Annotated in this window: 12 protein-coding genes; 9 read left to right on the plus strand and 3 right to left on the minus strand. The window is 53.1% G+C overall.

Annotated features, from left to right (window positions below; translation table 11 throughout):
* Nucleotides 1-540 precede the first annotated feature (540 nt).
* A complete protein-coding gene (locus FSY59_RS17015; protein WP_019042322.1) occupies nt 541-1,935 on the minus strand; it encodes a heavy metal sensor histidine kinase in 1,395 nt (464 codons plus the stop codon).
* Entirely contained in the window at nt 1,932-2,624 is a 693-nt protein-coding gene (locus tag FSY59_RS17020) for a heavy metal response regulator transcription factor (protein ID WP_019042321.1), read from the minus strand. Before FSY59_RS17020 ends, FSY59_RS17015 begins: the two co-directional genes overlap by 4 nt.
* A 175-nt stretch (nt 2,625-2,799) precedes the next feature.
* On the opposite strand from FSY59_RS17020, the gene FSY59_RS17025 reads away from it, so the two are divergent.
* From FSY59_RS17025 to FSY59_RS17045, 5 genes are all read left to right on the plus strand, one after another.
* Entirely contained in the window at nt 2,800-4,077 is a 1,278-nt protein-coding gene (locus tag FSY59_RS17025; protein ID WP_019042320.1) for a TolC family protein, read from the plus strand.
* Between the two features lie 22 nt (nt 4,078-4,099).
* The gene (locus tag FSY59_RS17030) at nt 4,100-5,449 is read left to right on the plus strand and encodes an efflux RND transporter periplasmic adaptor subunit (RefSeq protein ID WP_029158349.1); all 1,350 of its coding nucleotides are present in this window, start codon (nt 4,100-4,102) and stop codon (nt 5,447-5,449) included.
* Nucleotides 5,450-5,462: 13 nt separating this feature from the next.
* Nucleotides 5,463-8,636, plus strand: a complete 3,174-nt coding sequence (locus tag FSY59_RS17035; RefSeq protein ID WP_019042317.1) for an efflux RND transporter permease subunit — start codon at nt 5,463-5,465, stop codon at nt 8,634-8,636.
* 200 nt (nt 8,637-8,836) lie between these two features.
* Entirely contained in the window at nt 8,837-9,181 is a 345-nt protein-coding gene (locus FSY59_RS17040) for a DUF4148 domain-containing protein (RefSeq protein ID WP_019042316.1), read from the plus strand.
* A 252-nt stretch (nt 9,182-9,433) separates the two neighbouring features.
* On the plus strand, nt 9,434-11,017 hold the full coding sequence (locus tag FSY59_RS17045; RefSeq protein WP_230629845.1) for a phosphoethanolamine transferase: 1,584 nt from the start codon (nt 9,434-9,436) through the stop codon (nt 11,015-11,017).
* Between the two features lie 629 nt (nt 11,018-11,646).
* On the opposite strand, the gene FSY59_RS17050 is transcribed toward FSY59_RS17045, so the two are convergent.
* Nucleotides 11,647-12,615 (minus strand): tyrosine-type recombinase/integrase, encoded by a 969-nt coding sequence (locus tag FSY59_RS17050; protein WP_231879659.1) that lies wholly within the window; start codon nt 12,613-12,615, stop codon nt 11,647-11,649.
* 215 nt (nt 12,616-12,830) lie between these two features.
* On the opposite strand from FSY59_RS17050, the gene FSY59_RS17055 reads away from it, so the two are divergent.
* Genes FSY59_RS17055 through FSY59_RS17070 form a run of 4 tightly spaced genes read left to right on the plus strand, consistent with a single transcriptional unit; the run spans nt 12,831 to nt 15,649 of the window.
* Complete coding sequence (locus FSY59_RS17055; RefSeq protein WP_019042139.1) at nt 12,831-13,592, plus strand: DsbC family protein; 762 nt, start codon at nt 12,831-12,833, stop codon at nt 13,590-13,592.
* Complete coding sequence (locus FSY59_RS17060; RefSeq protein ID WP_019042140.1) at nt 13,589-14,161, plus strand: hypothetical protein; 573 nt, start codon at nt 13,589-13,591, stop codon at nt 14,159-14,161. Before FSY59_RS17055 ends, FSY59_RS17060 begins: the two co-directional genes overlap by 4 nt.
* Before the next feature lie 2 nt (nt 14,162-14,163).
* Entirely contained in the window at nt 14,164-15,060 is an 897-nt protein-coding gene (locus FSY59_RS17065; protein WP_019042141.1) for a hypothetical protein, read from the plus strand.
* A 7-nt stretch (nt 15,061-15,067) separates the two neighbouring features.
* The gene (locus tag FSY59_RS17070; protein WP_019042142.1) at nt 15,068-15,649 is read left to right on the plus strand and encodes a lytic transglycosylase domain-containing protein; all 582 of its coding nucleotides are present in this window, start codon (nt 15,068-15,070) and stop codon (nt 15,647-15,649) included.
* The last annotated feature ends 2 nt before the right edge of the window (nt 15,650-15,651 follow it).

Below are 15,651 nucleotides of genomic sequence, written 5' to 3' on the forward strand. Positions count from 1 at the left end.
GGCGAGCTCCACGGCTTCCTTGAGGATCTCGTTCTCCTAGGTCCCCCTACACACGTTGCAGCTTGGCGATGTCGGCGCGAGCTGCCGGTAGCTTCGAAGCCGCCACAACCACTTCGCCGGCACTCACGGCCACCAGCGAGCCTTCGCGATCCAGCCGCCGCCAACTGAATAGAAAGCTCGCCGACGCGCCCTCCTAGCGGGGCAGAAGCGAGGCGCTCATGCTCGGCTCATACGTTTTGCGAACAAAGGCAGCCTTCTCGGCAGCGGACCAACGCTGGTCCCGGGGAATCTCCTCAATCGTCTCTGTATGCCTAGTCATACGCACAGTCCTATGCCTACTCGAAGATAAGCGATGGACTCATTCCGGAGATTCAGGAGGCTATCGAAACCTATTTATACCTTCAGCCACCGAGAGCCCCTTCTCCGTGACTTGCATGACCGCCTCCCTCTTAAATTCCGGCGTAAACCGCTGTGCACTCATGGAATGCCTCCTATGCTCAAAAGGGCTGACCAGGTATGTCTACCTGCCTAGGGGCACTCTCATGAAGGAGATTTAAAGGTATCGGGCGATGCAATAGGTGATTCAGGTAAGGAAATCCCAATTTTGGTGATCCCGCTTGAAGAGATTGCAAAAGTGGTACCGCCGTGCATCCGTGCGATAGCTGCAACGATGGCCAATCCCAAGCCGTGATTGAGATTTGCATGTGCGCGGGACGCATCAGCACGATAGAACCGATCAAACAGGCGTGGCAGATGGATGGGATCGATCTCCGCTCCTCGGTTGATCACCGCAATGCTAACGTTGTCACGTTTGCCATCTGGTGTCTCCACTACGCTTTGGGAGATCTCGATAGTGATCGTTGATCCGGGTTCTGCATAGCGTGAAGCGTTGCCTAAAAGATTGGATAGTGCACGGCGAACCAAACGCGCATCCACAGCAACACTTGCATCTCCATCGATTAGAACTTGAAGGTGCGCTTCTTGAAGTACTGCCTCATGGAACTCGGCCACTTCTGAGGCAAGCTCTGCAAGACTCACTTTGGCGGATCGCCGCGCTTCAGTACCGCGGTCTGCGTGTGACAGAAACAGCATGTCTGCCACGATTCCAGCCATGCGCTGTAGATCCTCTAGGTTGGAGGCCAAGATGTCCTGTAGTTCAACAGCACTACGCGGTTTACGAAGCGCCAACTCGCAACTACTGATCAAGGTGGTCAACGGTGTGTTTAGTTCGTGTGCCACGTCAGCATTGAACGCCTCCATTTGTTGATAGGCGATGGCCAGTCGGTCAAGCAATGCATTGAACTGTGCGATCAATGGTCTTAATTCTTGAGGTTGATGGCTATCATCTAAACGGCGATGCAAGTCTTGCGCAGAAAGGCTTCGCGTTTGATCCACCAGTAGGCGTAAAGGCTTGAGTCCTATGCGAACAAGCCATGTGCTCGCAAATGAGACCAGCAATGCACCCGCCACGGCGGCAATGCCCAGGGTCCAGGCCAGACGATTAAGCAGTCGGTCATCTGGTCTACGGTCTAGCAACAGGACCGCTTGCATTGGCTGCAGGCCGTCGTTAACTGTCGGAACTTCCACTGAAAATTTGCGAACTGCAACCCGGTCGTCATCTTCAGGTTGGCGCAAAAGTTCAAATGCGCTTTTACCGGAGGTTGGCACCAGGCGTAAAGACAGTTCGTCATGCCCCGTGACGAAGTCGTTAAGCATGTGGTTCAAGGCCTCTGGGGAGTGAACCCCTCGGCTCTCGCTTAACAGGTGCTCGATTGCTGTTTTCTTGTGATCTAAGGTGTCTTGCTGACGTTCCGACAGCGTGACGGAGATCACAAAATAGACAGCAATGCATACAAAACCGAGGCCGACAATGGTTTGCAGTGCTAAGGCGCGGGCTAAACGTCGAGCTAAATGTGGTGCAGCGGTCTTGCTCATGTTGTGCGAGATTCGAGCACATAGCCCATGCCACGGACGGTGTGGAGGAGATGATGCTCAAAAGGCTGATCAAGCTTTAGTCGCAGCCGCCGGACAGCGACCTCTACCACGTTGGTTTCACTGTCGAAATTCATATCCCAAACCTGAGATGCCAACTCTGTTCTTGATAGAACCTCCCCTTGACGGCGCAATAGAAGGCTTAGCAAATTGAACTCTTTGGCCGTAAGCTCGATTCTTTGGCCCGCCCGTGTAGCCCTACGACGAATCAGGTCTAACTCTAGGTCAGACAAGCGCAGAGTTGTCGCTTCCGGGGCGGCTTGGGCCACACTGGGGCCACTGCGCCGCAATAGCACATGCAGGCGTGCGACCAGTTCAGAAAACGCAAATGGCTTCACGAGATAGTCATCGGCGCCACACTGCAGTCCCTTGACACGATCCTCCACTTGGCCACGAGCAGTCAACATCAGTACAGGTGTTTGCTTCGTTTGCCTCAGCGCAGCTAGCACGGCTAGGCCATCGATGCCCGGAAGCATGCCGTCAAGCACGATCAGGTCGTAGTCCATTTCACTGGCCAGGTGCAGACCGTCAATACCGTTATGGGCTACATCCACAGTGAAGCCCTCCTCCGCCAGACCCTTGTTTAGGTAATCGGCGAGCTTGATCTCATCTTCTACAACCAGGATTTTCATGCTGACTATTCTGAGATAGGTGCACGCATTTTGAAAATGACAAATTTGTCATCCGGCTGTCAGGATGGTGAGGGGAGCACTTTATTAGAGTGGCAGCGCCCACCCGCTTTCTATTCCTCACTTGGGCAAAGTAACGCCCGGCAGACTTTCGATTGCACGGGTAGGAGTTTTAACAATGATTTCTTCGTCGTCTCATCGCGCTGGCCGAGCAGCTTGTGCGTTGCGTCATGCGTTGTTGTTCACCAGTTTGGCTTTAACTGGCGTGGCAGGCATAGCGCAGGACAATCCTGCCAATAAGGCGTCTCTGGCACCGCTGACTCTTGACACGGCAGTCGCACGCGCTATCGACCAACACCCCCGTTTACGAGCTGCCCAGCGCGGTCTTGAGGCCAGCGATGGAGCTGTTCTGCAAAGTAAGGCGAGGCCTAACCCAGCGCTATCGTATTCACAAGAAGATACCAGCAGGGATAAGCGCACCTCTACAGTGCAATGGACCCAAATGCTGGAAATCGGCGGCAAGCGCGATGCTCGCATGCGTGCTGCAGCACGTGGCCGAGATGTGGCTGAAGCGGAACTGGATGCCGCCAAAGCTAACCTTGTCGCAGATGTCCGACTCGCATTCTTCGGGTTGTTAGTGGCACAGCAGCGTGAGGTCCTCGCAGGACAGACTCTTGACATCGCACGAAGCGCGCGTGAGGCCGCATCAAAGCGTGTAGCAGCGGGCAAGGCAGCGCCCCTAGAGGCCAACCGGGCCAGCGTAGCTGAGTCCAGTGCTGAACTGGAGCAAGCTCAAGCTCAGGCCGCAAAACGAGTGGCTCGTCAACAATTACAGGCCCTTATCGGAGAAGGAGGCCCTGTATTTGGTGATGCGCAAGGCAAACTTGACGCGTTACCTCCTGTTCCGGAAATTGGGTCTCTTCAAAGCCGCTTGGAACAGTCGCCTTCCATTCAGCAAGCTCGCTTCACTGTTGAACAGAGCCGGGCGACCGCAGATCTGGAGCGCGCAAAGCGAATTCCTGACCCAACGATGAGTCTAGGTATGAAGCGCGCTCAAGAGACCGGCAATCAACTCGTAGTCGGCGTCTCCATTCCCTTGCCTGTGCTCGATACCAATCGAGGAAATCAGTTGCAAGCCCTCCGCCTGGCTGACCAAGCTGAAGAGCGCTTGCTAGCTACCCGGTTGGAACTTCAGTCTCAACTTTATGCGGCGCGAGAGACGCTAGAGGCAAGTCGTAAACAAGCTATCCAACTGTCTGAACGCGTGCTGCCGACTGCACAAGTCGCCTATGAGGCGGCAAGCAAAGGCTTTGCGCTAGGGAAATTCGGCTATCTGGACGTACTTGACGCGCAACGCTCTTTGTTTGATGTACGTAGTCAATACCTGGACCAGTTAATGGCCACACATCGTGCTTCGGCCGATATCGAACGCTTGTTGGGCACAACAGACGAGTAAGTTTTTTGCACAGATCATCAACATGAACGATACAAAATCATCTCCATTTGGGACTCGGCGCACTCAGATTGCAATTGCTGCAATCCTAGTAGTTGGCGCTCTTTCTGCTGCACTAATTCTTCGCAGTGGTCCGGACAGCAGCAGTGCTAAAGGTGCCGGAGGTCAGGGGCACTCAGAAGCCGCTAGCCACGCAGACACAGAACATCACGGCGAGAAGCAAAGCGGTGATCACAAAGATGAAAAAGGGCACGCAGATGGTGAGCACCATGATGAAAAAGAGCAAAACGACGGAGCCAAGTCTGCAGAGAAGAAAAGCGCCGAAGGTGCTCATGATGACGATGAAGGTCTTATCCAAATGGATTCGCAGCGTATGCAGGCTGCAGGCATTCGAACCGCAGAGGTCGGCTCTGCAACTGTTCGCTCAGTACTGCAACTTCCGGGGGAAATACGCTTCAACGAAGACAAAACGGCTCACGTTGTCCCTCGAGTCCCTGGCGTCGTCGACTCGGTACCCGCCAATCTCGGCCAGGTTGTAAAGAAGGGGCAGTTGCTGGCTGTGTTGAGCAGTGCGGCTGTTTCTGAGCAACGAAGTGAACTTCAAGCCGCTAGCCAACGCTTAGCACTGGCGCGTACAAGCTATGCCAGAGAGCAAAAGCTGTGGGAGGAGAAGGTATCGGCTGAACAGGATTACTTGCAGGCTCGGCAGACACTGCGCGAGGCAGAAATTGCCGTTTCAAATGCTCAACAAAAATTGGCGGCTAACGGCGCCGGAGGCGGAGGCGGTGCACTAAACCGATTTGAACTAAGGGCTCCTTTTGACGGAGTGATCGTCGAGAAGCATCTCGCCGTCGGTGAAGCTGTTCAGGACACTACCCAAGTTTTCACAATCTCAGACTTGCGTTCCGTTTGGGCTGAAATGAGGGTTGCAGCATCTGACTTGCCCGCCGTGAAGGTTGGGGAAAAAGCAACTGTCAAGGCGACAGCATTCTCGTCGTCTGCGACTGGGGTGGTTGCTTACGTGGGTGCTCTGATTGGTCAGGAAACACGTACTGCTCCTGCTCGAATCACTCTAGAGAATCCTGAAGGCGCGTGGCGCCCAGGTCTATTCGTCAATGTGGAGTTGACTGCCTCTTCGCAACAAGTGCCAGTAGCGGTAGCTTCCAGTGCTATCCAGCGTCTGGACGGCCAAAACAGTGTTGTGTTTGTGCCCGTCAAGGGGGGCTTCCGAGCTCAGCCCGTGCGCGTTGGTCGCTCGGACCCCCAGACAACAGAAATTCTTGAAGGGCTGAAGTCCGGCCAGTCCTATGTGACTGAAGGCAGCTTCATGCTTAAGGCCGAACTGGGCAAGGCTACAGCCGAGCACGCACACTAAGCAAGGGCTGCAAATGTTCGAACGAATTATCCGATTTGCCATTGAGCAGCGCTGGCTGGTCATGGTTGCCGTTCTGGCCCTAGCGGCTATTGGCGTATACAACTATCAACGCCTCGCTATTGATGCTGTACCTGACATTACCAATGTTCAGGTACAGATCAATACGCAGGCCAGCGGCTACTCGCCGCTTGAGACCGAGCAGCGAGTCACTTACCCAATTGAAACGGTGATGGCCGGCTTGCCCAATCTGGAACAGACTCGCTCGCTGTCGCGCTACGGCCTGTCGCAAGTGACAGTAGTGTTTAAAGATGGCACTGACATCTACTTTGCTCGCCAGTTAGTCAACGAACGTATCCAACAGGCCCGTGATAATCTTCCCGCTGGTGTCACTCCCACGCTGGGACCTATCTCTACAGGTTTGGGTGAGATCTATCTTTGGACCGTTGAGGCCGAGGATGGTGCAAAGAAGGCAGATGGAACGCCTTACACACCTATGGATCTGCGCGAGATACAGGACTGGGTGATCAAACCGCAACTGCGTAATGTGCCAGGTGTCACTGAAATCAACTCTATTGGCGGCTTCGCGAAAGAGTATCTGGTTTCGCCTCGCCCAGAACAGCTGGCGTCCTATGGTTTCACTCTTGCTGACCTGGTTGCTGCGTTGGAACGCAACAATACCAATGTGGGAGCTGGATACATTGAGCGTCAAGGTGAACAGTATTTGATCCGTGCCCCAGGTCAAGTCTCTGGCATTGCTGACATTCGAGAAGTGATCGTGGGTTCGGCTCAAGGCCAGCCCATACGTATTCGTGATTTGGCAGAGGTTGGCTTGGGTCGTGAGCTTCGCACTGGAGCTGCCACGGATAACGGCCGAGAGGTCGTGCTTGGCACGGTCTTCATGCTGATCGGGGAGAACAGCCGTGTGGTCTCGCAGGCTGTGGCTGCACGCATGGAGCAGATTAACCGCAGTCTTCCTGAAGGCGTGAAAGCGATCACGGTCTACGATCGCACAAACCTCGTCGATAAAGCTATCGCAACGGTCAAGAAGAATTTGGTGGAAGGTGCGGCTTTAGTTGTTGTCATCCTCTTCCTTTTCCTAGGCAACCTCCGCGCGGCCCTGATTACAGCGCTGATCATTCCATTGTCCATGCTGTTCACCTTTACTGGCATGGTGCAATACAAAGTCAGTGCCAACTTGATGAGTCTGGGCGCTCTTGACTTCGGCATCATCATTGATGGCGCGGTGGTCATTGTGGAGAACTGCGTGCGTCGTCTTGCCCACGCGCAAGAAGCACGCGGACGCTCTTTGACGCGCAGTGAACGCTTCCACGAAGTATTTGCTGCAGCCAAGGAAGCGCGTCGGCCATTGTTGTTTGGACAATTGATCATCATGGTGGTCTATTTGCCAATCTTTGCGCTCACAGGTGTAGAGGGCAAGATGTTCCATCCCATGGCGCTGACTGTGGTGATCGCGCTTGCTGGCGCAATGCTGCTGTCCATTACCTTCATTCCTGCGGCGATTGCTCTTTTCATGGGCAACAAGGTTGCGGAGAAGGAAAATCGCCTCATGGTTTGGGCGCGTCGCGTTTATGCACCAGCCCTTCATCGCGTCATGAGAGCTCCTGCAGTTGTTCTGACTGCCGCTGGTGTGGCGGTGGTGTTAAGCCTGCTGCTGGCAACGCGTCTTGGTAGTGAATTTGCACCAAACCTCAACGAGGGCGACTTCGCCATTCAGGCTCTGCGGATTCCAGGAACCAGCCTGACCCAGTCCCTTGAGATGCAAATGCAGATCGAGAAAACCTTGAAGAAAGAGTTTCCTGAGATCGACAGGGTATTTGCTCGTACAGGTACCGCGGAGATTGCCTCTGACCCGATGCCACCGAACATCTCGGACGGCTACATCATGCTTAAGCCGCAGTCCGAATGGCCGGATCCGGCACGTACACGAGACGATTTGTTGGCAGCAATTCAGGCAGCCGCAGATCGAGTTCCAGGCAACAATTTCGAGTTCTCTCAACCTATTCAACTGCGCTTCAATGAGTTGATATCGGGTGTGCGTAGTGATGTCGCTGTAAAGATTTTTGGCGACGACATGACTGTGCTGGAGAAGAACGCACAAGCCGTCGCAGGCATGTTGCAGCAAATTTCTGGAGCCTCTGAAGTCAAGGTCGAACAGACCACAGGCTTGCCAATGCTCACCGTGAAAATCGACCGTGAGAAGGCCTCGCGCTATGGTTTGAACATGGGTGACGTGCAAGACACCATCAGTACGGCACTGGGCGGTCGTGAAGCCGGCACAGTTTTTGAAGGAGACAAGCGGTTCGACATTCAGGTTCGTTTGCCGGACGAAGTGCGCAATGACATGGAAGCGATAGGACGCCTACCTATCGCGCTTCCACGCGGTACGGATGGCCGACTTGGTTTTGTTCCGCTTTCGGCCGTGGCTAGTTTTGATATCGCACCAGGCCCTAACCAGGTGAGCCGAGAGGATGGTAAGCGCCGCATCGTGGTGAGTGCCAACGTGCGCGGACGTGATATTGGATCTTTCGTCACAGAAGCACAACAACGCCTCGAATCGCTGCAACTGCCTGCCGGCTACTGGACCCGATGGGGCGGAACCTTCGAGAACCTCGAGTCGGCTAGAAAACGCTTGACGATTGTTGTGCCGGCAGCATTGCTGATGGTCTTTGTCTTGCTGTTTGCAATGTTCGGCAATGTTCGTGATGGTCTCATCGTGTTCACGGGCATTCCGTTTGCGCTGACAGGTGGCATCTTGGCGCTCTGGATGCGCGGTATTCCTTTATCCATTTCGGCTGCGATCGGGTTTATCGCACTGTCAGGCGTGGCTGTGCTCAATGGCTTGGTGATGATTGCCTACATCCGATCGCTGCGCGAAGAAGGCAAACGCCTGTATGAAGCAGTCACTGAAGGCGCTTTGACCCGACTGCGGCCTGTTCTGATGACCGCGTTGGTTGCATCGCTAGGCTTTGTTCCGATGGCCATCGCCACGGGCACAGGCGCAGAAGTTCAGCGCCCCTTGGCCACAGTGGTGATCGGCGGGATCTTGTCGTCGACTTTGCTGACCCTTCTCGTGTTGCCATTGCTCTATAGCTTGATACACCGCAAGGATCTCTCCGAGACGGAGGATGAGCAGGTGTTAGCTTCTACTGAGGAAAAGCCAGCCTGATACAAGTAGTTCTACTCGCCTCGTAAAAGCCATGGCCTCTAAGGCCATGGCTTTTTTCTTGTAACAATACTTAATATGACAACATTGTCACATTCCTGTTGGCAATCTGTCGGTGGGTATTTTCTACACTTGACCCATCTTCTCTGAATAGACCACTTTCTTAGATGGAGAAGAAAATCAATTCACTTAAGGAGTATTAAATGGCTCACCGTAAAATTTTTGCATCTCTCACCGCCGCAGCCGCAATGGCAACCGTTCTGGCAATGCCTGGCGTCGCAGTCGCAGATACGTACTGGCACCCCACAAATAACGAGGCCGGTGTAAAAGCATACCCTGGACACTTCAAGAGCTCTCAAACCCGTGACCAAGTCCGTGCAGAAGCAGCGAATGCAGTGCGCGATGGTGGGGATACTCGGATGCGCGCAGGAAATTACCCTGCGGTTAAGAGCACAGGCCCCGAGAAGACTCGTCAACAAGTTATTGATGAGCTGACAAAAGAAACCCCTTCGCAGCGAGATGCTCGTAACCAAGCTATGGCTGGGTAATCAGTAATATTTTCTTGGCGTGGATTCGTGGTGACACGATCCACGCTTTTTTTTTGCTCAAAAAATGACAAAAATGTAATCTAAATGTCATCGTTTAGATCAGATTTTATCTCTACTATTGTGGGTTTTTGTAAATTCAAAAATAGTTTCATTGAGAAGCTGAATAGTTCTTGATTAAATTCTTTCCGTAAAATGAAGACTTTCAATAAAATAAGTGAATTCCTGCTATCTAGTGGCATGCAATCAACACGCATGATCATTGGAGTTAGTATATGGATTGCTATTTTTTCTAATTATTATCTTTGGCTGAAAATATCTAAATTAGGTGAAGAATCGGATATAAGTCTAATAATATCCTTTGTTTTTATATTAATTGGTTTGAATATTCTTTCGATTTCTGTTTTGGGATGGGGGAGGCTTTTAAGGCCAATTGCCAGCATCTTTGTCGTAAGTGCGGCTTCAGTTGCCTATTTCATGCAAGCATACGGGATTGTTATTGATTCCAATATGATAACTAATGTGCTGCAAACAGACTTCAAAGAAGCCTCTGATTTGATTAATTTGCAGATGATTTTTGTGATTTTGCTGCTGTCGCTACCTCCATTGTGGTTTATATGGCGCAGAAATTTCTCAAAATCTACTTTTGGCAAACTGATATTGCAGCGTTTGATGCTTGCTCTCCTGGGGATTTCAATAGCAGTGGTAAGCCTAATCGTTTCTTTTCAGGCGTTCTCCTCAACCATGAGGAACCATAAGGAGATTCGCTATTTGATTAACCCATACAATGGACTATATGCGGTCTTCAAGAAAATTGACGATTCCCAGAAGAGGAAATCAAAAGATTTGGTAAAAATAGGAGAAGGAGCATACATTGAAGGGGCTGTAGACCCTATAGTATTTCTTGTAGTCGGAGAAACCGCTCGTTCAGATCATTTGGGGTTGAATGGCTATTCAAGAGATACCACACCTTTGCTATCAAGTCGAAAAGACATCTTGTCATTTAAAAATGCCTGGGCTTGTGGAACGAGCACCGCAGAGTCACTGCCGTGCATGTTTTCACACTTATCGAGGGAGAAGTTCTTTGATCGACGAGAAAATTACGAAAATTTATTAGATGTTCTAAAAAAGGCAGGTCTGGATGTGCTTTGGGTTGACAATCAATCAGGGTGCAAGGGGGTATGTGCGAGAATACCTGCTGAAAATCAAGAGATAATCAAAGGTGACATCAATTGCAGAGATGATGGTTGCTTTGATGCAGCAGTGTTGAACAATCTCCAAAAGAAAATTGAAAACTTACCAAAGCTTGGTAAAGCTAAAGGAACCGTTGTTTTAGTTCACCAAATGGGCAGCCATGGCCCAGCCTATTACAAGCGTTCTTCACCAGATAGAAAAACCTACTTCCCAGAATGTGAATCTTCAGCTCTGCAAACCTGCAGTCGAGAACAAGTAGTCAATGCATATGACAACAGCATAAGAGAAACTGATTATTTCATTTCGAAAGCAATTGATTGGATTAAGGAGACCTATCCAGATAGGCCAACTGCAATGATGTATGTCTCAGATCATGGCGAGTCTTTGGGAGAAAATAACATATACCTCCATGGTCTTCCTTATAGTTTGGCGCCCGATGCTCAGAAACGCATTCCTTGGATCGTTTGGTTCTCTGAATCATTTAAGCGCGAAAAATTCGAAGATAAGGGATGTGCTGCTCTATTAGACGTTGATGCCAGGATAAGCCATGATAATTATTTCCATTCAGTTCTGGGATTAATGAGCGTAAAGTCTGAAATTTATAATCCTGGTCTTGATATTTTTGAAGAATGCAGGCGATCTTGATTATGACGGATTGTTGAATAAATAATTTCTGATTATCTATGTGGCTAGTGCCTAAATTGTTGACACGAATGCCAGCGGCTTAACCACTGCTGACTACCGCAGGTGGAGGTACTAATGCCCAACGCAGTGCATACCAGCGTACCCCTCCGCCCTGAAATAAGGAGCCGATAGTGAGCGTCTCGCCCGACTGAAGCGGTGCCTTCATGCGAGCCAGGCGTTCTTGCGTGGTTAGCTCTGCATGGAGGGCTAGGATCACGATGCATACCTGCTGCGCAGTCAGCCCAGCAAACAGCTGAAGCATCCCGGTCACTTTGATATCGAAGACTGGGATCTCTTGGTCAGACGTGTTCTTGTGTGAGAAAACACGCACTCCCTTTGCGCAAAGATCTAGCTCATGGATTTCCTCGGAAATGGACGAGGAACCGTGTCGTTACTGCGCGCAAACAACACCGGACAAGGAGACATAGCTCCCTGTCCGGGTTGGATTAGGAGTCTTTGCACCGATCTAATGGAGCAATGCAGAATGGCACTAGGCCGGCTGATGCGCAGACAAAGCGGCAGTTACTCTCAAAAGCTCAATCGCGTAGAAAATGCAGCAATGCTACCGATTCAGCCTCAACGGTACAAGATTACCAACGCACATAGCGCTCGAAATTCGCGCTGCGTGGATGATGCTGATCCGCCATGGCCCGGATATCCTCATGCAAGATAGAGACATAGTGCGCAGTCGTCTCTTGATGCTCATGGCCCAGCAGTAGCTGGATAGTGTGCAGAGACGCCTTTCCCTGGTACAGATGCGACGCAAAGGCGTGTCGCAATGCGTGGGGTGTCAACCGAAGGCCGCATTCGCGACCGTACCGGCTGACCATTCTGCGCAACTGGTAGTAGCGATAGTCTGGATAGCGTCCGCTACTAACGAACAGTTTGGATGTGGATCTTTTGCCATGGCCTCCGGCTGCAAGGATCACTTGTCGTGCCGTTTTGTACTGCGCAATCCAATACCTGGCATGTTCTCCAACGACAACCAAGCGCTCTTTGCTCCCCTTCCCCCATATCTGCAAGGGCTTGCCGCTGGCGGGGACCTGATCGAGCGTAATGTTCAGCAGCTCTCCTGCACGTAGCCCGGATCCATAAAGGAGCTCCAAAGCTGCACGATCTCGCATGCCTTTGGCCGTTTTCGTGTCCGGTAGCTCCATCAGCTTAGCGATCGCGTTACTGGATGGTGGGCGACGCGGGCGACGCAAGCCCCCGCGAAGTGGTAGCAGTGCGCGGTGAACGCCAAGGTCCACGATGCCGGACTCTTTCGCCCAGCGGTACAACCGCTGCAGCATCCATTGTTTGAGGCGTAGTGCCGAAACAGATCTGGTGTCTTTCCAGCTAAGTAGGAATACCTGCAGGTCGTCGACCGAAGCATGTTCCCACGAGCGACCGGTCGCTTCCAACAGCCATGCGTTGAAAGCTCGCAACTGGATCTGGAGGACCTGAAGAGTGCTTTCTGCAAGGCCCTCTTGAAAAAATAGATCGGTTAGAAAATCTCCAAAACGGAAATCCCAGCCGGCGGGAACATCCATCGTGCCGGCAACTAGCAAATTATTCATTCATCTACCCGTGTGAATGCCCGCACGAAGAAGCCGCCTCATCGGCGCCTTCTTTGGCTGGCGAGACACACACCTCGACAGTTCAAATATAGATCAATTCGGAATTGATATGTCAAGCGGAAACCGTGATGTATGTAACGCACGGTTTCCGCTGGAGGCAACGCCGACCGCTCCCTAAAGTGCGGTCCATGCAAAAGCAATCACATATCAAAGCAATGCCTCGCATAGTGATAGGCAGGCTTGCCGCAGCCGCGGCTTTGTTCGTTGGCCTGACGGCTGGAGCAATAGCTGCAGACGTATCAGAGAAGGTTGCGGCGCAGATCAAGGCCGGCGTCAACGCAAACACGAACGGAGCGGTGCGTGTAGAGCAAATCAATACAACTCCGCTCACCAACATTTATGAGGTGATTTCCGAAGGGGAGATATTCTATGTGAATGAAACGGGTCGTTACAGTTTTGTGGGCGGCTCGTTGATGGATTTGAAGAGCAAAACAGACCTGACCGCCTTGCAACAAGACAAGAGGATGGTCATTCCATTCAACAAGCTTCCCCTGCAGCACGCGATTAAGGAAGTGCACGGAGATGGAAGCCGTGTGATGGCGCTCTTCGAAGACCCGTTCTGCCCCATCTGCCGAGTCTTCACAAAGTTCGTCGACCAGATCGACAACGTGACGATCTATCGCTTCATCTTCCCTATCACTGATCGGCGAAGCCAATCTCTTGCACGGATGGCCTGGTGCTCACGCGACCGTGCCGGCGTGTGGAAAGCCATCATGGACGGCGCACGGCCGCAATTGCCCGAGTCGTGCAACACCGATGGTTTGGTCGAGATCCTCAAGCTCGGTGAGCGCTATGGCATGAACAACACGCCCACCGTGGTGCTGGCAAGCGGCAAGCGCTTGGTTGGCGCCACACCGCCCGAGCAATTCATGGAGGAGTTGGAGCGTGGCGGTCGTTTGAAGGCGGACCAACGATGATCGCGCCCGCCTCCGTTCGCCCCCTCATTTCTGCCCTATTCCCTGCGCTTGCCATTGCCATGGCGACAAGCTCTCACGCGCAGTCCTGGGAGACCATGCGAGAAGTCGTCTTCGACAGCTCGGTGTTTTCGTCCACGGGTACAGCGGTGGACCGGGAGATCCTCAAGACAGTTTGGGCAACAGAGCTTTCCGCTCCACGACTGGGCAGCGCAGGAAAGCGCATGCCTGCGTTCGCGCTGCTGGGTGACACCGCAACCGCTGAGGGCAAAGTCATCTTCAGCATGTTCGCCGCTGCGGGCAACACACTTTGCCTGGATGCACCAAATGGCGCGGCAGCCATGGACATCTACAGCGTCTGCACCATGCGTGTCATCGCTTGGCCGCCTCGGCCTGGACTGCGCGCCATTGAACTCCCCGGCTACTGCATGTTGTACGCCAATACCGACCGATCACAGAACCGTGTCGAGTACCGCATAGAGCAGACCCAGCCAGCCCTGACGATTCGATTCCGGGCATGGCAGTTCGGCAAAGTCATTCCCGCATGCAATCGCGCTATGCGCCTGAGCTAGTCATGAGCTGCCGCATTTTCCCGCGACTATCCAAGCTTGTGTGGCTATTGCCAGCCGTGGCTTTGGCCGCCATCGTCAGCTCTTCAGACATTACCCAAGCCATTCAAAACTCGCCAAATGCGAGTGCCTGGCTAAAGCAGAACGCGCAGGCTGTGGCCAACCTTGCTATCAACGTCGAATCGGGCGGCAACACCAGCGCATTCAACGGCAGCTGCTGCTATGGCGTCCTGCAGATGAATAGGACAAACATCGCCAAGTATGCAGGAGTGACACCTGAACAGTATCGCCAACTGCCCCTGCAGGCTCAGATCGATGCTTGGTCGCAACTGACCGCCGACGCCATGCGTTCCGGCGTGGTCCGCCAATTGATTGGCTCGGGCACTTTTGATGGGCGCGCCGTTGACGGGAATCTGGTGCTCGCTTGCGTGCAGCTTGGCATCGGCAACTGCCAGCGAATGATTAACTCGGGGTCTTGCCGTGGCTTTGCCGACAGCAATGGCACATCTATATGCGACATGGCCGACAGGATGGCCAATGGACGACCTACCAACCCAGGCAACACCAACCCGCTCGGAAACGGCTCTGGAAGCACGGGTGGCAACGGTGGCACCGGGTTGGGGGGTAGCAGCTGCCCGCGAGACGCCACCGGTGCATGCATGGAAGTCTCGGCAGCAATGCAGCAAGGCTTCCTGCAGGGCTCCGGGATGCAGATGCCCAGCCTCAAGCAAATGCTGCTTGCAGGAAGCGGCGCGTTTTTCTTTCTTGTCACAGCCAGTGCCTTCAGCGGCCTTTACGGTCGCTACACCTCGGGACGTGTTGCCACGAGCGAGCTAGTGCACTATCTCGTGAAAGGCACAACAACCTTGCTCATTGGGCTGTTGGCCCTCTCGATGCTGTGAGGCGCGGATGTTTAGCCTAGCCCACATCACTCGCAATCTGCTATTAGCAACCCTCGTCGCTGCACCTGGCCTGTCCCTGGCCCAGTTGCCGCCGAAAAAGCTCCCGACCTACGACTGCCTTCGCGGAAATTCCAGGTCTGCCCACTGTGAGCAACTGCTCCGCAACTATTGGCAGCACGAGCCGGCCATTCGCGCGATCGCTGTTCACTACGGACTGGAACCAGCGCTGCTAATGGCTCTCGTGGCTATCGAGAGCCAATTCAACTCGCGTGCGAGATCGCCTGCAGGTGCGCTCGGTCTCACTCAAGTCATGCCAGATACGGCCCGTGGCGAAGGCTTGCGGGACCCAAAGGTCAACTTGTATCAGCCCGAGCTTGGGCTGGCCACCGGCGCAGCTTACCTGCGAAAGATGTGGTTCGAGTTTAGAGACTGGGAGCTGGCACTCGCCGCATACAACGCCGGCCCTGGCGCCGTGCGTAAGCACAAAGGCATTCCGCCGTACCGCGAAACACAAGCCTACGTCCCCATGGTTCTCGCTTTGTACCGCGAGTTTGCCTGGGCAGACGCCATGGCCCGAGCAAGCAAATGAGG

Source organism: Comamonas sp. Z3 (assembly GCF_008121565.1).
GTDB lineage: Bacteria > Pseudomonadota > Gammaproteobacteria > Burkholderiales > Burkholderiaceae_C > Comamonas > Comamonas brasiliensis.